Source organism: Rhizobium fabae, from assembly GCF_003985135.1.
Lineage (GTDB): Bacteria > Pseudomonadota > Alphaproteobacteria > Rhizobiales > Rhizobiaceae > Rhizobium > Rhizobium pisi.
In genome coordinates, this window is record NZ_ML133654.1 from 1 (window position 1) to 20636 (window position 20636).

General features: G+C 60.2%; 23 protein-coding genes and 2 pseudogenes. 8 read left to right on the plus strand and 17 right to left on the minus strand.

Annotation, left to right across the window (positions count from 1 at the left end; translation table 11 throughout):
- The coding region (locus EFB14_RS33250; RefSeq protein WP_208661878.1) for a hypothetical protein at positions 1-265 on the plus strand (265 nt) is incomplete at its 5' end.
- 65 nt (positions 266-330) lie between these two features.
- On the opposite strand, the gene EFB14_RS33485 is transcribed toward EFB14_RS33250, so the two are convergent.
- Positions 331-594: a hypothetical protein gene (locus EFB14_RS33485; protein WP_126828863.1), complete on the minus strand. Its 264-nt coding sequence runs from the start codon at positions 592-594 to the stop codon at positions 331-333.
- A 173-nt stretch (positions 595-767) separates the two neighbouring features.
- On the opposite strand from EFB14_RS33485, the gene EFB14_RS20595 reads away from it, so the two are divergent.
- From EFB14_RS20595 to EFB14_RS20610, 4 genes are all read left to right on the plus strand, one after another.
- Entirely contained in the window at positions 768-1526 is a 759-nt protein-coding gene (locus EFB14_RS20595; protein WP_126828518.1) for an ImuA family protein, read from the plus strand.
- Complete coding sequence (locus EFB14_RS20600) at positions 1447-2958, plus strand: Y-family DNA polymerase (RefSeq protein WP_126828521.1); 1512 nt, start codon at positions 1447-1449, stop codon at positions 2956-2958. The genes EFB14_RS20595 and EFB14_RS20600 overlap by 80 nt, the downstream gene beginning before the upstream one ends.
- The gene (locus tag EFB14_RS20605; RefSeq protein ID WP_126828523.1) at positions 2955-6218 is read left to right on the plus strand and encodes an error-prone DNA polymerase; all 3264 of its coding nucleotides are present in this window, start codon (positions 2955-2957) and stop codon (positions 6216-6218) included. Before EFB14_RS20600 ends, EFB14_RS20605 begins: the two co-directional genes overlap by 4 nt.
- Positions 6219-6337: 119 nt before the next feature.
- Positions 6338-6775: an NUDIX domain-containing protein gene (locus tag EFB14_RS20610; protein WP_125850642.1), complete on the plus strand. Its 438-nt coding sequence runs from the start codon at positions 6338-6340 to the stop codon at positions 6773-6775.
- A gap of 1 nt (position 6776) precedes the next feature.
- On the opposite strand, the gene EFB14_RS20615 is transcribed toward EFB14_RS20610, so the two are convergent.
- The 9 genes and pseudogenes from EFB14_RS20615 to EFB14_RS20660 all read right to left on the minus strand — a co-directional run bounded on the left by EFB14_RS20615 (position 6777) and on the right by EFB14_RS20660 (position 12236).
- The gene (locus tag EFB14_RS20615) at positions 6777-7406 is read right to left on the minus strand and encodes a hypothetical protein (protein ID WP_126828525.1); all 630 of its coding nucleotides are present in this window, start codon (positions 7404-7406) and stop codon (positions 6777-6779) included.
- 73 nt (positions 7407-7479) lie between these two features.
- Positions 7480-7776: a PRC-barrel domain-containing protein gene (locus EFB14_RS20620; RefSeq protein ID WP_126828527.1), complete on the minus strand. Its 297-nt coding sequence runs from the start codon at positions 7774-7776 to the stop codon at positions 7480-7482.
- Between the two features lie 93 nt (positions 7777-7869).
- The gene (locus EFB14_RS20625; protein WP_245438270.1) at positions 7870-8079 is read right to left on the minus strand and encodes a hypothetical protein; all 210 of its coding nucleotides are present in this window, start codon (positions 8077-8079) and stop codon (positions 7870-7872) included.
- A 91-nt stretch (positions 8080-8170) separates the two neighbouring features.
- Complete coding sequence (locus tag EFB14_RS20630; protein WP_245438271.1) at positions 8171-8509, minus strand: response regulator; 339 nt, start codon at positions 8507-8509, stop codon at positions 8171-8173.
- Positions 8510-8715: 206 nt separating this feature from the next.
- Positions 8716-8943: a hypothetical protein gene (locus EFB14_RS20635; protein ID WP_125850634.1), complete on the minus strand. Its 228-nt coding sequence runs from the start codon at positions 8941-8943 to the stop codon at positions 8716-8718.
- 231 nt (positions 8944-9174) lie between these two features.
- Positions 9175-9555, minus strand: a complete 381-nt coding sequence (locus EFB14_RS20640; RefSeq protein ID WP_126828531.1) for an SPW repeat protein — start codon at positions 9553-9555, stop codon at positions 9175-9177.
- A gap of 348 nt (positions 9556-9903) precedes the next feature.
- Positions 9904-10119, minus strand: coding sequence for a hypothetical protein (locus EFB14_RS20645; protein WP_126828534.1), 216 nt, complete (start codon positions 10117-10119; stop codon positions 9904-9906).
- A gap of 90 nt (positions 10120-10209) precedes the next feature.
- Positions 10210-10317 (minus strand): annotated as a pseudogene (locus EFB14_RS20650) (co-chaperone GroES); the annotation flags it as partial.
- 713 nt (positions 10318-11030) lie between these two features.
- Complete coding sequence (locus EFB14_RS20660) at positions 11031-12236, minus strand: diaminopropionate ammonia-lyase (RefSeq protein ID WP_126828537.1); 1206 nt, start codon at positions 12234-12236, stop codon at positions 11031-11033.
- A gap of 105 nt (positions 12237-12341) precedes the next feature.
- Here EFB14_RS20660 and EFB14_RS20665 point away from each other — a divergent pair, with 105 nt between their 5' ends.
- The gene (locus EFB14_RS20665) at positions 12342-12824 is read left to right on the plus strand and encodes an Lrp/AsnC family transcriptional regulator (protein ID WP_126828539.1); all 483 of its coding nucleotides are present in this window, start codon (positions 12342-12344) and stop codon (positions 12822-12824) included.
- A 35-nt stretch (positions 12825-12859) separates the two neighbouring features.
- Here the strand turns inward: EFB14_RS20665 and aptA are convergent, their stop codons facing one another.
- Positions 12860-14194 (minus strand): omega-aminotransferase AptA, encoded by a 1335-nt coding sequence (gene aptA / locus EFB14_RS20670; protein ID WP_126828542.1) that lies wholly within the window; start codon positions 14192-14194, stop codon positions 12860-12862.
- 140 nt (positions 14195-14334) lie between these two features.
- Here aptA and EFB14_RS20675 point away from each other — a divergent pair, with 140 nt between their 5' ends.
- Positions 14335-14883 (plus strand): cupin domain-containing protein, encoded by a 549-nt coding sequence (locus tag EFB14_RS20675; protein ID WP_126828545.1) that lies wholly within the window; start codon positions 14335-14337, stop codon positions 14881-14883.
- A gap of 6 nt (positions 14884-14889) precedes the next feature.
- Here the strand turns inward: EFB14_RS20675 and EFB14_RS20680 are convergent, their stop codons facing one another.
- On the minus strand, positions 14890-15672 hold the full coding sequence (locus EFB14_RS20680) for a pyrroline-5-carboxylate reductase (protein ID WP_126828548.1): 783 nt from the start codon (positions 15670-15672) through the stop codon (positions 14890-14892).
- Positions 15673-15868: 196 nt separating this feature from the next.
- On the opposite strand from EFB14_RS20680, the pseudogene EFB14_RS20685 reads away from it, so the two are divergent.
- Positions 15869-16718 (plus strand): annotated as a pseudogene (locus tag EFB14_RS20685) (hypothetical protein).
- A 54-nt stretch (positions 16719-16772) separates the two neighbouring features.
- Here EFB14_RS20685 and EFB14_RS20690 read toward each other — a convergent pair.
- From EFB14_RS20690 to EFB14_RS20710, 5 genes are all read right to left on the minus strand, one after another.
- Positions 16773-17312, minus strand: a complete 540-nt coding sequence (locus EFB14_RS20690; protein ID WP_183604889.1) for a hypothetical protein — start codon at positions 17310-17312, stop codon at positions 16773-16775.
- Between the two features lie 127 nt (positions 17313-17439).
- Positions 17440-18024, minus strand: a complete 585-nt coding sequence (locus tag EFB14_RS20695) for a TadE/TadG family type IV pilus assembly protein (RefSeq protein WP_126828551.1) — start codon at positions 18022-18024, stop codon at positions 17440-17442.
- A gap of 1 nt (position 18025) precedes the next feature.
- Positions 18026-18556, minus strand: coding sequence for a TadE/TadG family type IV pilus assembly protein (locus EFB14_RS20700; RefSeq protein ID WP_125850611.1), 531 nt, complete (start codon positions 18554-18556; stop codon positions 18026-18028).
- Entirely contained in the window at positions 18553-19887 is a 1335-nt protein-coding gene (locus EFB14_RS20705) for a TadE/TadG family type IV pilus assembly protein (protein WP_126828553.1), read from the minus strand. Before EFB14_RS20705 ends, EFB14_RS20700 begins: the two co-directional genes overlap by 4 nt.
- Before the next feature lie 295 nt (positions 19888-20182).
- A complete protein-coding gene (locus EFB14_RS20710) occupies positions 20183-20563 on the minus strand; it encodes a carboxymuconolactone decarboxylase family protein (protein WP_125850607.1) in 381 nt (126 codons plus the stop codon).
- Positions 20564-20636 lie beyond the last annotated feature (73 nt).

The following is a 20636-nucleotide window of genomic DNA, read 5'->3' on the forward strand; positions in this document are numbered from 1 at the left end:
AAAACAGCGCTTCCTGCATCACTGTCCGCTCGCCCATCATCGTACTGTCCTCCCAATGCCTGGAACGACTGAATCAGAACTTCACACCGACAGCAACACCGACTTTTTCAACGGTATCGAGGCATTGCGGACGATGACCACCGGCCGCGCTTTGGCCCAAAGCTGTCAGCGCCGCAGGGCTTTTGGTTGGTGGCATTGCTACATAATTCCGAGCTTTCCCAGCCTCGTCGATCCGGGATTGTCGCTCTGCTCGACCGATGCGTAGAAGGCGTCCATGTCGACATGCACGATCTTGCGCGGTCGCTCGCGGTTGTCTTCGCCTGTCATTCTCTAGCTTCCATCGGCGAGACCATCGCTTAAACATGGGAAGTGTGCCCCACACTTGTCACCCATGGTCGTCTGCATCCGCTCACAGCCCATGGCCATGCGCCGGCGGATTTCCGCGAAGGTGACGCTTGCGCCAAACGTTTTCACCAACAACCGGCGCTCGTGCGCACAACGGCGATCGCAGATACGGCAGATGAGTTCGACCACGGGGACCTTGTGATCTTTCAGTGTCGGGACCGCATCGTCCACAAGCCGCGTTCGGCGCATACGAAAATATTCCTTCCTCATCATCCGATTGAATCTGCTGACGATTTTTTTGCTTTGCACCCGTGCTCAACCTCAGCGGGTCATATGCACATTGACTCATTTATCTCTTGAGAACAAATACAGAACATATTGCTGTTACTCAAGCTGAAAACGGGTTGCCGTCGAAGGAGATCATGAACCCAGCCGTCGCCCGAAACGCCGTCCTAGACGGTCTGCGCGAGCAGATCGCGCACCTTGAAAGCGCCAATCGGCGCAACCGAGGCGTTTTGCCTTTCGGCGTGGCGCAGATCGACGAGCGGCTTCCGGGCGGCGGATTGGCCTATGGGGCGCTGCACGAGTGTGCCGGCGGCGGGGCCGGCACCGTCGACGGGGCAGCCGCCGCTCTGTTCGTGGCCGGGATCGCCGCTCGCACCAAAGGCAAGGTCGTCTGGTGCCTGACACGTCCTGACCTGTTCTTTCCGGCCCTGGCGCAGGCGGGTTTGCATCCGAACCGAGTCGTCTTCGTCGAGTCCGATAGGGAAGAGGACGTCCTTGCGAACATGGAGGAGGGCCTTTCATACGGCGGCCTCGGCGCGGTGATCGGCGAGATCGTCCGGCTTCCGATGGCGGCGTCCCGGCGACTGCAACTCGCAGCCGAGAAGAGCGGCACCATGGCCTTGGTTGTCCGGCGATGGCGGCGGCAGACCGAGGCCAGTGACTTTGGCCAGCCGACGGCGTCGACCACGCGCTGGAGGGTGAGCGTCATTCCGAGCGAGGAGCTGCCAGTTCCCGGCGTCGGGCGGGCGAGGTGGCTTCTGGAACTGATGAGGGTGAAAGCGGGTGAGTGCGCCGAGTTCGAAGTAGGAGCCTGCAATGCCGAGGGTTGTATCGATATTCTTTCCCGATCTGCCGACGGACAGGATCAGGCGGGCCGATCCCGCCATTCCCGTTGAGGAGGCGATCGCCATCATTTCGAAGAGCGGTTCCAAGCGCTGGGTGTCGGCCGCCGACGCCGTGGCCAGGAAGGCTGGCGTTCATGTGGGCATGCCGGCCGCCAAGGCGCAGGCGCTTTTCCAGGGCCTCCGGATGATCGACGCCGATCCCGCCGCCGATGCGGTGGCGCTCGAGCGCATCACCATGTGGGCGCTCAGCCAGTATTCGCCGATCGTCGCCGTCGACGCGCCGGACGGCATTGTCATGGATACCGAGGGCGCGGACCATCTGCAGGGCGGCGAGGAGCGGATGTTGACGAGCATCGCCAACCGCTTCCGCGCCAAGGGCCTGACAATACGGGTCGCCATAGCGGACACATGGGGTGCCGCCCACGCATGCGCCCGCGCCATCAACCGGGAAACCGTCGTCGTCCCGAGTGGGGAGACTATCCGGGCCGTCGAACGCCTTCCGATCTCGCTGCTGCGGCTGCCCGAGAAGATCGTGAGCGATCTGCGCACTTTAGGCTTTCGGACAATAGGGGAGCTTTCGGCGACGCCGCGCGCTCCCTTGGCGCTTCGCTTCGGACCGGAAGTGGGTCGCCGTCTCGACCAGATGTTCGGTCGCGTCTGCGAACCAATAGATCCCATTCGTAGCCCGGAACTCGTCGAGGTCAGTCGATCATTCGCCGAACCGATCGGCGCGGCGGAGACGATCAACAAGTATGTCGGACGGCTGGTTGTTCAACTCGTCGCCGAACTTCAGCGCAAGGGTCTTGGCGTCCGTCGGACCGATCTCATCGTCGAGAAGGTGGACGGAACCAGACAAGCGATCAGAGCGGGCACCGCCAAACCCGCGCGAGACGTCGCCTGGCTGACGAAACTGTTCCGCGACCGGACGGAAAGGATCGAGCCGGGTTACGGGATCGAGAAGCTGACCCTCGTCGCGGTGATGTCGGAACCGCTCGAGGAGAAGCAGAAGGCGTCCTCGCTTGTCGATGACGAGGACGCCGACATCACGCCGCTGATCGACGTCTTCGGCAATCGAGGCCAGCGCGTCTACCGGGTCGCGCCAGTCGCGTCCGACGTTCCGGAGCGTAGCGTCCAGCGGATCGCCGCCGTCGGCGAGGACGTGACGGAAGATTGGGTTCACCATTGGCGACGGCCGGTGCGGCTGTTTGCGCGTCCGGATCCGATCGAGGCGATAGCCCTGCTGCCGGATCATCCGCCGGCCAGCATCACGTGGCGCGGCAAGCGCCATCGCGTGAATCGCGCGGATGGCCCGGAGCGCGTGTTCGGCGAATGGTGGATGCGCGACAGCGAGCTAGAGGCGGTGCGGGACTACTTCGTCATCGAAAACGAGATCGGCGAACGATATTGGATCTTTCGCTCCGGCGACGGCATCGATCCCGAAACGGGCTCCCATAAGTGGTTCATGCACGGGATATTCGGATGAGATATGCCGAGCTTCAGGTCACGACGCACTTTAGCTTCCTTCGCGGCGCGTCCTCTGCCGACGAGCTCTTCGCGACCGCCAAGGAATTCGGCATCGAAGCTCTCGGCGTGGTCGACCGAAACTCTCTGGCAGGCATCGTCAGAGCGCTGGAAGCATCCCGCGCGACGGGCGTCCGCCTCGTCGTCGGCTGCCGGCTCGATCTGCAGGACGGCATGTCGATCCTCGTCTTTCCCACGGATCGTGCGGCTTATTCGCGCCTAACCCGTTTGCTGACGCTCGGCAAGGGCAGGGGTGGCAAGGCGAACTGCATCCTGAACCTTGACGACGTCGCCCTCTATTCTGAAGGCCTCCTCGGTATCCTTGTGCCCGACCTCCCGGATGAAGCCTGCGCCGTCCAGCTTCGCAAGATGGCGGAGATCTTCGGGGACAGGGCGTACGTCTCGCTCTGTCTCCGGCGCCGTCCGAACGACCAGTTGAGGCTGCACGCGTTGTCGAACATAGCCGTCAAGCACCGAGTGAAGACGGTTGTCACCAATGACGTACTTTTCCACGAGCCTTCGAGGCGGCAGCTCCAGGACATCGTCACTTGCATCCGCAATAATACTACCATCGACGACGTCGGCTTCGAGAGAGAAAGGCATGCCGACCGCTACCTCAAGCCACCCGATGAAATGGAGAGACTGTTTCCACGATACCCCGAGGCGCTGGCGAGAACGATTGAGATCGTCGGCCGCTGCCGGTTCTCGCTGGAGGAACTGACCTACCAGTACCCCGAGGAGGTGATCCTCCCAGACAAGACCCCGCAGGAATCCCTCGAGCACTATGTCTGGGAATGTGTGCCCAACCGCTATCCGGAAGGCCTGCCGCCGGAGGTTCTTAAAATCGTCCGTCACGAGCTCGATCTGATCCGGACAATGAAATACGCTCCATACTTCCTGACCGTATTTTCGATCGTCCGCTTTGCCCGGTCTCAAGGCATCCTCTGTCAGGGGCGGGGGTCGGCCGCGAATTCGGCTGTCTGCTATATCCTTGGCATCACCAGCATCGACCCCTCGACCAACGACCTCCTGTTTGAGCGCTTCGTCTCCCAGGAGCGCGACGAGCCGCCGGACATCGACGTCGATTTCGAACACGAACGCCGCGAGGAGGTCATTCAATGGATCTACAAGACCTACGGCAAGGACAGGGCCGCGCTTTGTTCGACGGTCACGCGATATCGTGCCAAGGGCGCGATCAGGGATGTCGGAAAGGCATTAGGGCTGCCCGAGGATCTCATAAAGGCCTTGTCCTCGGGCATGTGGGCATGGTCGGAGGAGCTGGTCAGCGACCGCAGTCTTCGAGAGCAGGGCTTGAACCCGGAAGACCGCCGTCTGGCGTTGACCCTCAAGCTTGCGCAGCAGCTCATGGGCGCTCCTCGGCATCTGGGGCAGCATCCAGGCGGCTTCGTCCTGACGCATGACCGTCTCGACGATCTCGTTCCGATCGAACCCGCCGCAATGGTCGACCGGCAGGTAATTGAATGGGACAAGGACGACGTCGAGGCGCTCCACATGATGAAGGTCGACGTGCTGGCGCTCGGCATGCTGACCTGCATGGCAAAGGCCTTCGACCTCATCCGAGAACACAAGGACGAAGACCTTGACCTGGCGAAGATCCCCCAGGAGGATCCGACGACGTATGCGATGATCCGGAAAGCGGACACTTTGGGGACGTTCCAGATCGAGTCCCGAGCACAAATGGCGATGCTGCCGCGGCTCAAGCCGCGGACGTTTTATGATTTGGTCATTCAGGTTGCAATCGTCCGGCCTGGTCCGATCCAGGGCGACATGGTGCATCCCTATCTCCGCCGCCGGGAAGGCAAGGAGGCGGTCGTCTATCCGACGCCGGAACTGGAGGCCGTCCTCGGAAAGACCCTCGGCGTTCCGCTCTTCCAGGAGTCGGCGATGAAGGTCGCGATGGTCTGCGCCGGCTTCACCGGCGGCGAGGCCGACCAGCTTCGAAAATCGATGGCGACCTTCAAGTTCACTGGCGGCGTCTCGCGCTTCAAGGATAAGCTCGTGTCCGGCATGATCAAGAATGGCTACACGGCCGAGTTTGCCGAGAAGACCTTCAGCCAGCTTGAAGGATTCGGCAGCTATGGGTTCCCGGAATCCCATGCGGCGTCGTTCGCCTTGATCGCCTATGCCTCCAACTATGTGAAATGCCACCACCCGGACGTCTTCTGCGCGGCGCTGCTAAACTCCCAGCCGATGGGATTTTACGCGCCGGCCCAGATTGTCGGCTGTGCTCGGAACCACGGCGTCGAGATTCGGCCCGTCTGCGTCAACAATTCCCGGTGGGACTGCACGCTCGAGCGTATCGGCGATACAGACCGTCACGCTGTCCGCCTCGGGATGCGCATGGTGCGCGGCCTTGCCGCTGCCGCTGCTGCTCGTATCGTCGCTGCCCGCATGGATCAGTCGTTTGAAAGCGTTGACGACATGTGGCGACGGTCCGGTGTTCCGGTGGCTTCTCTGGTCGAGCTCGCCGAGGCAGACGCCTTCCTGCCGTCGCTGGGACTTCCGCGGCGCGACGCCCTGTGGGCGATCAAGGCCCTGCGTGACGAACCGCTTCCGCTCTTTGCAGCCGCCTCGGAACGCGAGGCGAGGGCGATCGCCGAGCAGCAGGAACCCGACGTCGCCCTCCGTCAAATGACGGAAGGGCACAACGTTGTCCAGGACTACAGTCATATTGGGCTGACGCTACGCGAACACCCCGTCGCATTCCTTCGGAAGGCCTTGACGGAGCGCCAGATCGTCACTTGCGCGCAAGCCATGAACGCGCGGGATGGTCGCTGGTTGATGACCGCTGGCCTCGTTCTCGTCCGGCAGAGACCCGGCAGCGCCAAGGGCGTCATCTTCATGACGATCGAGGACGAGACCGGTCCGGCCAACGTGGTCGTCTGGCCCAAGCTCTTCGAGCAGCGCCGACGCGTCGTCCTCGGGGCATCGATGATAGCGATTAATGGGAGAATTCAGCGCGAAGGCGACGTCGTTCATCTTGTTGCCCAGCAAGCCTTCGACCTGTCCGGCGATCTCTCCGGGCTGGCCGACCGCGACGCCGAATTCCGGCTGCCGACGGGCAGGGGAGATGAGTTCGCCCACGGCTCGCCGGGAGCCCCGGATTCGCGGGATAGGGTGGCGGCCGCAAAGCCGAGGAACATCTTCATTCCGGATCTCCACATCGACACCCTGAAGGTGAAGGCGAGGAATTTCCATTAGTCTCCTCTGGCTCGCTTGCTTCGGCACCGTCACGAAAACGCGAGATACGCTCGCCGATTGCCTTGCAGAGGCTCTTTCGGCAAACACTATGAGCATTCTAATCCAAAGCGAGCGCATGAATGACATCGTATGCAATGGAGCTTCGCGGTTTGATTGGAAACCGCCTACTTCTGCTTCCCTCAGTTGCCGCTGTCATTCATGACCATGCGGGCAATTTGCTCCTCCAAGAGAAGACATCAGGGGAAAGGTGGAGTTTGCCGGCTGGTGCAATCGAGCCTGGCGAGGCGCCGGAGGAGGCTGTCATTCGAGAGGTTTTGGAAGAGACTGGCCTAACGGTCTCTTCAACCAGCATTGTCAGCGTGTTCGGCGGACATCAGTTCAGATACACCTACCCGAATGGTCATCAAGTTGAGTATGTCGTGACCCTGTTCAAATGCCAAGTGTTTCAGGGCGGAGGCGTGTGGACGGATGCCGAAACAAAGTCGCTTCGATATTTTGCCAAAGAGGACATGCCATCCCTTGCGCTGCCTTATCCGGTTTCGGCCCTGTTTTCCTAAACTAGCGGAGGAGTCCGTCGCGCCCGAACTCGTCCCAGCCGCTCAAGTTCGGACGGGAAGCATCGTCAGTGTTTCCCTTGGTCGAAGGTGTTTTGCCACTCCGTAGCGAACGCGTGAGCTTCGCCTTAAGGGCCGCCCGCCGTCTATTCTCGGCCGCAGCTTCGGCGTCCTCTTCACGCCAGACGGTGACCAAGTCTCGGTCGAGGATGTCCTCCACGACTCGTGGGTCGAAAACGTGGAAGGTAATCTTCTTCGCGCGCCCTCGCAGCTTGACGGTGCGCGTCCCTGCGCTGGGTAAGCGGCCGTCATTGAGCCAACGATGCCTCTCAGTCGTCGACATCGTCAAAATGTCCTCAATCTCCCGAGGGATCACGGGTAGTATTTCAATGCCTTCAAGTGTGTTGGCAACGACCGCCGAAGCAGCGCGGAACTCGATCCCGGAGGTCTCCGACATAGCCAGGATTAAAACACCCGCCTCGATATCGAGCAATTTTCGCACTGTTGAAGGCAATCGAGCGCGAACTTCCAGGAGAATTCCCTTCGCGCGGACGGATGATCCGAGCGTAGCCGCAGGCGGCAACGGCCACTCCTTAATCAGCTCCGCATCGTCATTGTTCTTGGGTTTTGTCATGCAAGAGTTAGATGGGCCTTCCGCCCTGCAGCGTCAACGAATAGTGCAGGGCGGAAGCATCGAATAGCGGTACTCAGTCGCGGTGTTCGGGCATGTTCTTCAGTTCATCTTTGGTCCAGTTCGTGACGGCATGGACGTCGCCGTCTTCATCGCGCATGAACTCGAGATCCGAAATGGGAACCGCGACGGGTTTAGCCCCGATGCCCAAAAAACCGCCGACATCGATCACCACGGAGCTTCCGGCGCCAGCGACATGGATGTGGTCGACCTTGCCGATCTTGTTGTCGTCGGCTCCATAGATAGTTGCTCCCTCGAGAACCGCGGGAGTGAGTTCCGAACTCGTCAGGCGAACGTGGTTGGTGTGGTCCATGATGGTTTCCTCCAATATAGGAGGATGGATAATCTTGCATCGGGCCGAATGTTCCGACCGTCGGGAGCCTTGCGGCAGCGGAAGGTTGACCGATCAGGTCATCCGCTTCAGCCTTTCGATGAGCTTGTTCGTCTCGTCATTCGCCGCGATCGAAAGCATGTGGTTGTCGGCGAGGTCGATGAAGGCAGCGACAGCTTCGCTTTCCGACCATCCGGAGGCCACTGCCTGCCGCAACAAATGCTGGAATGCGAACTGGATCGCATCCTGGCAACGGATGTGACGATCAGGATGATCCTCTGGCACCGACGGTCGCGTGATCTCGGTCATGGAAGGCGAAGGTGAGCTGATTTGCCCGGGTTGGCAAGGCCCGCGGCGGCAGCCGTTTCCCAAAGCGTCACGAAGCCCGAGCGATCAACTCGACCAGCCGGGCCTCGTCGTATGGCTTTTCGAGGACAGGCTGGCTGTAGCGGCCGTCCATGGCGGCCTCGTCAAATCCCGTCGAGAAGATGAAGTCCTTCTTCAGTTCGAGGAGAAGATCGGCGACGGGGAAGGACTTTTCGGTTCCGAGCTTCAGGTCAAGAACCGCAATGTCGAACCTCGTCGTCTTGACCATCTCCAACGCCTCGTCGAGCCGACTTGCAATGCCGACCACCTCGTGGCCTAGCTCAACGAGCATTGCTTCCAATGTGAACGCAATGAGCAATTCGTCTTCGACAATCAGGATCCGTGACACAACGATTTTCCTTGGGTGACTACCCCGAGGATTGAGATGAAATTTGGACAGTTCGGAGCACCACCGACAGCCCACAATTGCAGAGGTCCGATATGATGTCCACGACCATCTCGGGGCACTGGATCGCACTAGATGCGCGAAAACCTTCTCGTTCAGGAGAGCTATTTTCTATTGTGGGGAACCGAGAACGCTTGCGTCCGAAAGAACTATTCGGCGGCCTGCCCCATCGGGTATTTCTCCGGGGGTGCCACCGGTCCGACGATCTCAAAATCGGACGGCATGGCGTGCTGGTCGGTGCCAGGCAGTGCAAGCGTCCAGTAGTTGGGCTCTTCCCCGAAGACAGTCGAGACCTGCACGACGGTGAGCTTCCCGTCGAAGTGCTTTGATGAACGCGCCCAGTAATAGGCTTCCGGAACCAAACTCGCGGTAAACATAACACCCACTCCGTTCGATCGCGGAAGATATCAGAATTCTTATAAATGAACATGCCTCATGATGCGCGATCCTCAGGCAGAATCTTTGCAGAAGAATTTTGAGCCCGATGCAACTAATGCCGGGTGTCCAGAAGCGGTTCGTCGTCGTCGAAATTGCCGTTGGTGACGGCATCGTATGAGTTTAAGATTGGCGCACTCCACCGCGCGTCCCGTATGCGGTCAACTGGACCATCATGGCCTTGGCTCTTTCGAGGGCTTCATCGTGATCCATCTGCCACCTAAACATACAAGGGATACGAGCATAACTATAACCCCTGTCGCGAAATGTGAGGTGGCAGGATCAACCTTGTTGGAAAAATTCAGGAGCCATGGCGCTGCGAAGATCCAGACGCCGATCGACAAACATACCAAATTCAGCTTCGGCCAGAGGTCTGTTGCAGCAGCGACGGCGGCAACCATCAATGCCAGGCCACCGATCCATGCGTTGATTGATGCAAGCACGAGCCCGTCATAGCTCAAAACCCAGGGGCAGCAAAACAAAACCGCTCCTGCTATAGCATTCACCGTATTGAGTTTGGGTAAAAGATTTCCCTGTTGTTCGACCTTCTGCATCCTGAGACCTCTCGATCTGGCGATGAGCCCAAGATCTTCCGGCAACTCCCATGAGCATCGAACAGGCCGGAAGTTTCTCGCTGTCCAGATGGCTCATTGTGGTTGTCCAGCGTCTTAACGCTATCAGACGCCCATGAAGCGAGAAGGGCACGCTTGTCGCCACGACTGATGTCTTGAGCGGCAAGTTCCTCACATGGATCAGCAAAATGTCGAGAAGGATGAAGCAGCTGCCCCGCAGTTATCGTGACAGCGACATCGTGCGTTTTATCTCTTGTCTTAATGTCCTCTCTCATTTCTGGCTCCATGGATAATCAATGGCACCTGTGGTTCTCACGCCCTGGGAACAGGCTAGGCTCGATTGCTTGAAGTGGTGGGTATCTCGGCAATCCGCATTGTTTCAGCAAAAAGAGCGTCGCGTTCGCGGATGCCCTTGTTGTACAGCTTCGCGACCGTGATGGTCAGCGTTGCAATCGCTTGGTGGTCGCCCTTGAGGCCTCGCGCTTCGACAACCTCCTTGATGACGCTGGCGCATAGGCGGGCATCTTCTTTCGACGGTAAGCTCATTTGGTGCTCCGGAAAGGGCCCGCTTCTTGCGGTGAGGCGAGCCCGATTGATCGCTTAGAAATCCTTGCCGGCACAGGCGGGGAGCGCCGGAGGAATGATGATTCCGCCCTTCGTTTTCTCTTCGGACTCAACCCGGCGGACAAGAATGCGATCATGAAGCGGTCGGAACGACATGTTTTCCTCCGATGGACAAACAATGATGACGTTGTTCCCCTGGCCGGACCGGATGACCAGTCCGGGCGGGTGCAAAACCTCAGTCGAGCGTTTTGCGCAAAATGATCTGGTTTGCCGGTTTTTCGATTTCAAGAGGTCAGCACGAAAAAATTAGCACTCGTATTGATCTGCTGCTAACGTGCTGGAAAGGAACAATAAACTGACGTTCTTCCTTGAAAACCTGTTGATGGCCGCAAAATTTTGCGCCCACCTTCAGACTGTTACGAAACGGAGATGAAGCATGCAATTTTCATCGGATCTGGAACGCCAGCTCAACGGCTATGGTCTCACCACCGCGAATGCATGCTTTGTCCTCGGGACGTTCGGCGAGACCTATATATGCCAGCCGCGCTGGTGAGGTACTTGAAAGCGCCCTCGCGCTGCCATCGATCCCCTGCCGGCCGATCTCTATGACAGTGAGCCGGCGCCGATCGATATCGATCTGGAGGACGAGCTCGGCGAAATCGTCGACAGCCGAAGGACGGCTCTGTCCGCGAGGGCGGCTTCTTCGTCGACCGGTCAAAGGGCTTGATGCAGATGCTCGGCGACGCTGCCGTCGGTCAGGCGACGGGATTCCGAAAAAGCATATCCGGATCAACCGATCCGGGATGCCGTGCGCGAGGTGCTGAAAGCACAGATCGCCGAGCGTCCTGAAGCGCCCGAGCAGACGCGCGGCATCGATCGACTGCCCGGTCATATCAAAGCTCCTTCCCTGTTCTTCGCGGCGACCGCGGCGGCGACAGCCCGGTGATTTCTGCATATTTGCCCGGATCGGTCGCGCCTTCCGTGTTGACGACGAAGATGCGGGAGCGGTGGTCGATCGACAGGGCCGCCTTGATCACGGGATCGGCGATGGCCTTGAGGGCGCCTGCGAGGCCGACGCCGCCGCTTTCGCCGGCGACGATCGCCTGGTCGCCGGAAACAGGGCGGGCAAGGCGGTTCATGATCCCGGTCGCGTCCACCTCGTCAACCGTCATGAAGGCGTCCGCCGCGCGGGAAAGGATCCGCCAGGCGACAAGCGACGGCTCGTAGCATTCCAGCATCGCCATAACGGTCGGTTCGCCATGTGCGATCGTCACGGGACGCCCGGCGCGCGCCGTCTCGAACAGGCATGCCGCGCGGGCGGGATCGACGACCGTGAAGACCGGGCGCCGGTCGCCGAGCGCGATCGCCAAATGACCGGCAACCGCCGCGGCAATGCCGCCGACCCCGGATTGGATGAACACATGGGTCGGCGGCTCCGGCATTTGTCTCAGAGCCTCCCTGACGAGAGCGGTGTAGCCCTGCATCACCAGGCCGGGGATCCGCTCATAGCCCGGCCAGGACGTGTCGGAAACGATGATCCAACCCTTTGCCTCGGCGATGCGAGCCGCTTCCCGGACGGAGTCGTCATAGGTTCCCTCGACGGGGATCATCTCCGCGCCGAAGCGGGCAATGGCGGCGACGCGCTCGTCGCTGACGCCAGAATGGACGAAGATTGCGGCGCGCGCGCCGACGAGTTCTGCGCCTTGTGCAACGGAGCGGCCGTGATTACCGTCAGTGGCGCAGGCAACGGTCATCTCACGCGCAACGGCGCGGACCTCCTGCGAATGCAGCTCGGCCAGATCGACGGTGCGGCCGAGTCGCTGCCCGGCCTCTTCCAGAACGAGGCGGATCACCGCATAGGCACCCCCGAGCGCCTTGAAGCTTCCAAGCCCAAGGCGGTGGCCTTCATCCTTGATATGGATTGCAGCGACGCCGACCTCGCGCGCCAGCCCCGATAATGCGACAAGCGGTGTAACTGCATGGTTTTCCCGGACCGAGAGGTGGCGTTCCACTTCCTCGGCAGCGGCGGGTCCGAGCGTTTCCGCATCCCTCGGATCAAGCGGCTGTCGATAATCTGCGGTCGCGTTCAGGAGAAACATGGGGATCCTCAATGGTTGGTTTCGCTGAACTCTATTGCAACGGTTGCGCAAAAGGCGCTGATATTTTGGCGTCCATTTGCAAGTTTGTTTCATCGGAGCATCGATTTGAGCAAGCGCGGTCAGCCCACGCATCTCGACGAGTTCGATCGGAAGATCCTCGCCATTCTGCAGCGGGACAATATGACCCCGCAGCGAACGATCGGCGACGCGGTGAACCTTTCCGCGCCGGCCGTTCAGCGCCGAATTAAGCGCATGCGGGAGGAGGGCGTGATCCGGGCGGATGTCTCGGTCGTCGAGCCGGAGGCTCTGGGGCAGTCGATCACGATCTTCGTCGAGGTGGAAGTCATCAGCGAAACCGCCGAGCAGATCGAGCGCGCCAAGAGCGAATTCGCAGCCGCCGCCGAGATCCAGCAATGCTATTACGTCACAGGCGAAGCGGATTTCATTCTTGTTGTCATTGTGCCTTCGATGGCCCACTACGAAGCGCTGACGCGGCGGCTCTTCTTCGGCAACAACAACGTCAAGCGCTTCCGGACCTTCGTCGCGATGGATCGCGTCAAGGTCGGGCTTGGCGTGCCTGTGGGATAGCGCGATGCGGCGACTGTTTACCGCCGCATCGGTGTCTATGCCGCGCGCTTCAGCGCGTCGCCGAGTATCGAGACGATTGTGTCGATCTGGCCCTTTTCAATGATGAGCGGCGGCGAGAGCGCGATGATGTCGCCGGTGACGCGGATCAGCAGGCCCTTTTTGAAGCAATCGACGAAGACGTCGTAGGCTCGGGTTCCCGGCGCTGCGGCCCTCGGCGCCAGTTCGACTGCGCCGACCAGGCCGAGATTGCGGATATCGACCACATGAGGCGCGTCCTTCAGCGAGTGGAGAGCCTCCTGCCAGTGTTCGGCCAGCTCTGATGCGCGGGTCAGCAGGCCTTCCTCCTCGTAGATTTCGAGGGTGGCGAGGCCGGCGGCGCAGGCGACGGGATGGCCGGAATAGGTGTAGCCGTGGAAGAGCTCGATCGCATTGTCAGGTCCGACCATCAGGCCGTCATAGACCTTGCGGCTGGCAAAGACCGCGCCCATCGGAATCGCACCATTGGTGAGGCCCTTTGCCGTGGTGACGAGATCGGGCACGACGCCAAAGTAATCGACCGCGAAAGGCGTGCCGAGACGGCCGAAGCCGGTGATGACTTCGTCGAAGATCAGCAGGATGCCGTGCTTGTCGGCGATCCCGCGCAGCTTTTCCAGATAGCCCTTCGGCGGCAGGATCACGCCCGCCGATCCTGACATCGGCTCGACGATGACGGCGGCGATGGTTTCGGCGCCGTGCAGTTGCACCAGGCGCTCGAGATCGTCCGCCAGTTCCGAGCCGTGGGCGGGAAGCCCCTTGGAAAAGGAATTGCGCTCGAGATCGAGCGTATGGCGCATGTGGTCGGCCGGTATCTGCGGGAAGACCCGGCGATTGTTGACGAGGCCGCCGACGGAAATGCCGCCGAAGCCGACACCGTGATATCCCTTTTCCCGCCCGATGATCCGCGTGCGGGTGCCCTGGCCGATGGCGCGCTGATAGGCGATGGCGATCTTGAGGGCGGTATCGACCGATTCCGAACCCGAGCCGGTGAAGAAGACCCTGTCGAGCTTGGCCGCTGGGCCCCCGGGAGCGTTCGCGGCCAATTTCGCGGCGAAGTCGAAGGCGATAGGATGCCCCATCTGGAAAGTCGGGGCGTAGTCGAGCGTTGCCAGCTGCCGCTCGACGGCGTGGGAGATCTTCTTGCGGCCGTGGCCGGCATTGCAGCACCAGAGCCCGGCTGTGCCGTCGAGAACCTGATGTCCGTCGACGTCGGTGTAATACATGCCCTCAGCGGCAGCGAGAAGCCGCGGCGCCGCCTTGAACTGCCGGTTCGCGGTGAACGGCATCCAGAAATTTTCGAGTACGGGCGCGTTCGTCTTGCTGATCTGGTCCATCCTGGCCTCCTTTGGGATGGTGTGAAGGATGGCGATTTCCTCTCTGCAAACAAGTCCTTTTCTTTGTCGGCGCAAGCCATTGAAATTAAAGAGATTGGAAGATATGTTTTGGGTATTCTGCACAACGCAAACGGACCCACATGTCAGTCGATATCGGCAGCCGCCTTCGCCATCTCCGCATCGCCCACAAGCTTTCACAGCGGGAGCTCGCCAAGCGCACCGGCGTGCCGAATTCGACGATCTCGCTCATCGAATCGAACGCCTCCAACCCTTCGGTCGGCGCTTTGAAGCGGATCCTCGACGGTATTCCCATCGGTCTGGCGGAATTCTTCGCCTTCGAGCCCGACCGTCCGAAGAAGGCTTTTTATGCGGCCGAAGAGCTGGTGGAGATCGGCAAGGGCGCCATCTCCTACAGGCAGGTCGGGGAAAACCTGTTCGGACGCAGCCTGCAGATACTCAAGGAATGTTACCAGCCGGGTGCCGACACCGGAAAGGTGCCCCTTGTCCACGAAGGGGAGGAGGGCGGGATCGTGCTTTCGGGACGGCTGGAGGTGACTGTTGACGACGAGCGGCGCATCCTTGGCCCGGGAGACGCCTATTATTTCGAAAGCAGGCGCCCGCACCGCTTCCGCTGCGTCGGGCCGGTGCCCTGCGAGGTCATCAGCGCCTGCACGCCGCCGACCTTCTAGATCTTGCTAATTCTTGCCTTCGATGCGGGCAAGCACGCCGTCGAGCGCGGCGGTCAGCGCTGCGATGCCGCCGTTCTTGTCGAAATCGGAAAGAACCTGCTCGTTCAATCCGCCCCTGGTCGCGAATTCGCGGCTCAGCGTGCTGAACGGCTCGCCGCTGGGACCTGTCGCCTTCTGCGCCAGGCTTGCGAAGAGCGGGGCGATGTAGGCGTGGCCCTTCTCCCTTTCGAGGCCGCTTTTCTCAAGCCAGCCAGCAACCGTCTCCATGATGCCGAAATAGGTCGACATCATGGAACTCGCGGCTGCGAGAAGATCGTATTCCTTTCTCGACTGGCACTGGACGGCTGTTCCGAGCGTGTCGAACAGCGCTGCGACCCCGTCATCGGGCGGATAAAGGGCGGTTGCGCCTTGCCGCTTCGCGACGAAGGGCAGGGGGATCGCCTGGACGAGATGCACGTTGGCGCCGATCCAGTCGGAGAGGGCCTCGCGTTCCGTCGCCGCCACGAGGCTGACGACCATTTGGCCATCCCTGAACGACAAGGCGCGCACGACCTCCTCGGCGACCTGCGGCCGTATCGCCAGGAACACCATGTCGCTGCGATCGACAACGTCCTGATTGTCTTCTGCGACCCTTACGGCAGCGAATTCGTCCGCCAGTGTCGCCGCAATATGAACGCTTCGCGGAGAAACGTGAATCGCCGAGGCATAGGCCGGCTCAGTGAGAAGCCCGCGAACCATTGCTTCGGTGATCGCGCCGGTTCCGACGAACCCGATGTTGTCTATCGTCACGTGATTGCTCCAATATGCTCCGAGATGAAAATAACAGAAACGACCGGACCCGACGAGTGGAACCGCACTCTTCGCCCGCAGTGCTTTTCCTGTATCGCTCGCTGACGCCGTCTCAAGTCATGATCCTGCTTTCGTTTTGGAATTCATACGCTTACAAGGTCGTGGCTCGTGAACATTCGACCGAACGGAAGGTTTCATGAATCTCATGCGTCGCACGCTTCTTGGGTCCATATTGGCGATGATCGGCTGGAAGCCGTCGTCGGCCAAGCAATACGGCCCTGAAGCCGGCGAGCAAACCAAGGCGCATGCCGAGGCTTCATCGGTGACGCCCCGGCATGTCCTCTGCTTTCTCGGAAAGGATCGTGATCTGAGCCACCTGTCCGAGGCGGCATCGCAGGCGATCGCCGATTTCGCCGCCGGGTTCAGCATCGACGAGAGCTACTCGCAGGCCGAGCCGGATGACCGGATGAGCCAATCGTTTGCCGTATGCTGGGGCCGCGTCGAGCCCGATGCCTGGAGCGCGGCGGACGAGGAAGCCGTCGCTCATCATCAATCCGTCCTCTATATCCTCGGGCCGAGCATGCAGCAGGGCGAGACCGTGACGGTTTCGATGGCGGCTCTCCTCCTTGTCGAACGTTGATTGGCGCAGGAGCGGTCGCCGTTAAGGGCGAATCCGCCGGCGTCGCCAACGGGCTGGACCGATGGCGAGCGCCGATCGTGCAGGGCGCCAAGGCCCTGAAGGCAAAGGATACGCTCGCCCAGCAGCAAATCGGCCGCCTGGCTTTCGCGAAGCGGCCGCTATCGGACCAGGAATATCTGGAGAGCGTCGGGTTTCATCTCGTCGGACTGCCGGAGGTCTATTTGCCGAAATCGGCCGGAAGCGAAAGGCAGGTCGTCGCCATATGGATGCGGTTGCCGATGAGATCGCCGAGCGGGGACTTGAGCCGACGCTTGAGGCGCGCCGCGCGAAGCTCTCCTTCGATTCGACCTACGACGTGGATGAGTTCAAGTTCAATCCGTACGGCATTGTCAGGCTCGCCGGGTGAGCCCTGCCGACAGCGCTGCCAGAAAGGATCACCGTTGCAGCCTCTCGCCCATACTCAATCCGTCTGCTGTTCCAGTGTCTTGGCCAGCTCTTCATAAAAGCGGGCAGATCTCGCATTCTTCTCGGCGGCATATTTGGTGCTGACGGACCGGGCCGCCTCGGCTGCGACACGAAAGGCATCTATCCGGTTCTGCGGGTCGGACTCGGCTTGCCCGCCGATGTCGCCGTCGGTGAAGCTGCCGGCTTTATATCCCTCGCTGAGATCGACGACGCCGATCTCGGGCACACCGTCCTTCATTCGGCCGAAAAAGGCTGCACCGGCCTTGTCGCCGTCCCGGCGGCGCAGCATTCCTTCCCCGGAGGCCTTTCCATCGACACAGGCGCCGATCCAGAAGGTTGGGCCGCTGGTCAGGGAAGATGGCGCCACGAAATTGCAGTGGTTGCCCTGATCCTGCGACCATTGAAGATCGGCAGCCGCGGCAATCCCCTGCGAACACACCATTGCCACCAGGCCGATAGGCACGAAGATAGGTAATTGCCGCATGCCGCTGAAAACTCTTTCCGCCATCACGTCATGCCCTTCATATCCAATCATTCATTGCGATTCCCTCGGAAAAGCCGATCCATCAACCAGCGGAAGCAATGCACCATTGTCGGCCCGGCGACAACGGCCTGAATGTCAGCGGACGGTTTGTTCGTTCGATCGCGACGGAGCCCGTGGCTCAGTTGTATTTAATCGTGTCGCTGACCCGGGGACGATTGAAGAAATGGTGGTCGAAGCTGTAGCCGTTCTGTCCGGTAAAGTTTGAAAAGAACGCCGAGACCGGTGTCGTCAGTTTGTATTGCACCCGCGTCAGTACGACCTGCACGCCGGCATCCTGTATTTGTGCCGGTATGTCGATCGTGCTCGCCGTGCCGGAAGCGAGCGCCGAAGTGTTGAATGAAGCAGACCAGTTGACGGTTGCTTTGCCGCTGCTGTCGACATCCTCGACCGCGACCGTGATCGTCAACTGGCTGGTGTCATACGGCTGCAGGATGAAGGAGGCGCCGGAAAGTAGCTTGGCGACGTCGGACTTCGTCCAGGTTCCCTGCTGTGCGATCATGTCGCCGGTGCTGGAGGTGATCTCGTCTATCTTCCGGCTGACGGTCAGGGCATGGCCGAGATCGACGGTGCCGAACAGCAGCATCACCAGGATCGGCAGCACGAGCGCGAATTCCACGCCGGAGGCGGCCGACCGGTCGCGCGCAAGACGGCGGATGCGGGATCGGACCAGGCGGAAGAAGGACGGGCTCCGGTTCTCGGTCATGTCAGAACGGCTCGTTGCGAAACAGCGCGGAAGATCCGAGGAGATAGCGGCCGTCGGACAGTTTGGCGCTCGACAGGCTGAAGAAATTGGCGACGGTTCTCCAGGGCAGGAATGCCTGGACCAGAATATAGTCGCTGCCCTTGCCGATATCGAAGGTCTCGGCGACGACGAGATTGCCGCTCTTGTCGATGGGATTGGCGTTGGTGGCCGAAGACAGGTCGGAAAGTACGTTCACCTTGACCAGGAGATTGTCGGAGCAGCCGAACGAGAAAAGCATGTCGTTGCAGATTCGTGTTTTGAAATCGGCCAATGTGATCTTGGACGATGCAACCTCGCCGGTGCGGACCATGCGGGAGATCTTGTGAACCGAAGCATCCAGCGCGGAGTTGATGAAGAACATCAGCGACACTTCGATTATGGCGAAGATCATCATGAAAAGCGGCAGGGCGAGGATCGCAAATTCGATCGCAGCCGCTCCCTTGCGATCGGCAAGCAGGCGGCGAGGCCGCGTAAACAATTTCCCCGACATCATTGGGTCAGCCGGACGGAAGAGAGATATTGGTTGAAAAGTGCCGACAAGCCCGCCGTGATCTCGGTCGAGGACGCCGCTGAAATGAACAGGCTCTTCGAGGATGCGCAGTCGGCCAGAGCGTAGGGAATGTAGTCCCGCCGCGTGATGCTTGTGGATACGCCGCTGTCCATGGTGCCGCCCCAGGTGTTCTTCCAGTTGGCGCTGGCCATGGTCGCGCCGACGGTTGCGTTGTAGCCCCAGTCCGTGGTGATCGGCAGATATTCGGTGTAAAGCACCGCCATCGTGTTGGATTGATTTTTCAAGGGGCTGCACCAAGCCGGGTTGAGGGGCGCCACTTTGGGCCAATAGTTCGAGCCATTGGTCACCCATTCGCGCTGCGATTGGACACCGTCCGTCAGTAGCAGGATCAGCTTGAGCGGTGAGGCGGCGGACGTTCCGTCTCCTCCGGGGCCGACTTTCTGCTTGAGCGTCGCAAGCGAAACGTCGAAATAGGTAGCGGCCGTCGAGGTAGCGCTGGTCAGGCCGTAGCTCTGGTCCGCCAGGCGGTTTCGCGCCGTATCCGTGCTCAGCGTCGGGCTCAGAGCTTCCGTGAGAGTATCTCCCAGACTGTATAACCCGACCTTGATCCGTTCATGGCTTTTGTCGGATGCGTCGACCATGTCGAGCACGTCTCGGACGGCGTCGCCGGCGACGTCAGCGCGCAGTTTTATGTTCTTTGCCGTGCTGTATTCGTAGTTGTTGGCGTATTTCGTCTTGCCGACGGTATGCGCATCGCCGGTGTGGCAGGCGAACTGGCATTTGATGCCGGAATACATCGCCGACTGACCTGCCGTCGTCGCCGCCAGAAGCATCGATGGGGATGTGTCGATGACGATGTAGACATTGAGAAAGGATGTAGCCGGCCCCTTGACGGCGCTTGATACGCTGACATCGACGGTATCGATGTTGGCGATCTTCATGAAGGTCGTCGGAACGGTGCCGCTCGCCGTCGCCGTTATGTTGTGGTTGGTGGTATCGATACTGATTGCGCCCAGCGTGTAGCTGCTTTCCACCTGCGCATGGAACCAGTCGGAGATCTTCCGTTTGAGAGCTTCGGTATCCCCGGTGTTGTTGATCTGCTTGACGGCGGCGATCAGTGCCGCGTCAAGGTCGCTCTGCATCCTTTGGCGGATATTGTAGCTGCGGATGTAGTCGAAGCTCGCGCCGACCGCGACGAGCATCGGCACCAGGCAGAATGCAACGACCATCGCGACGTTGCCGCTCCTGTTTCGACCGAAATTGCGAAGGGTTCGGGAGACCTGACCAAGTGAATATGAAAGAGCAGATTTCAAAAAATACACCGTTACGCAGCACGTAAAAAATAGTAAAAGCAGGATGGGTCGATAAAACCTAAACCTCTGTTAATTCTTCAAGTCTCGGCGGAAAGCCGGCCGTTGGCGTGCTGTTTTCTGCGCGCATCGGACAAGGTTGCGGTTTATGGATATTCACGGGCGGCGCCTGGTCCCGTCTTAGGAAGACTTGAAGGCCGGGTATGCCTCCTTTCCATGCGAGAAACCCGCAGTTTGAGCCGCGGGTTTTCGGGTCTGATGGCATGACGCCGCCGAGCTGTCGACGGAAGGACTGAAGTCAGGCCTGGTCGATTTCGGCGAAGACTTCGCGCGCCAGCCGGAAGGCTTCCACGCCCGCTGGGATGCCGGCATAGATCGCGAGCTGCATCAGTGTGTCCTTGATTTCCTCGCGGGTGCAGCCGTTCGTCAGGGCGCCCTTCAGATGCAGCTTGAACTCATGGCTTCGGTTCAAGGTGCCGAGCATGACGAGGTTCAGAAGGCTTTTGTCGCGGCGCGTAAGAGCGGACCGCCCCCAGCCTGCGCCCCAGCAATATTCGGTGACGAGGTTCTGGAAATCCCGGTTGAAATCGTCGGCCGCATCCAGCGACTGCTCCACATATTCGGCGCCGAGAACCTCCTTGCGGATCGCCAGGCCGCGTTCGAACATTTCCTGCGACATTACAAGTCTCCTTTGTTGACGACGGGATTGTAGGAATACCTATGGCCGGGATTTCCACCAGTGAAGGGCATGT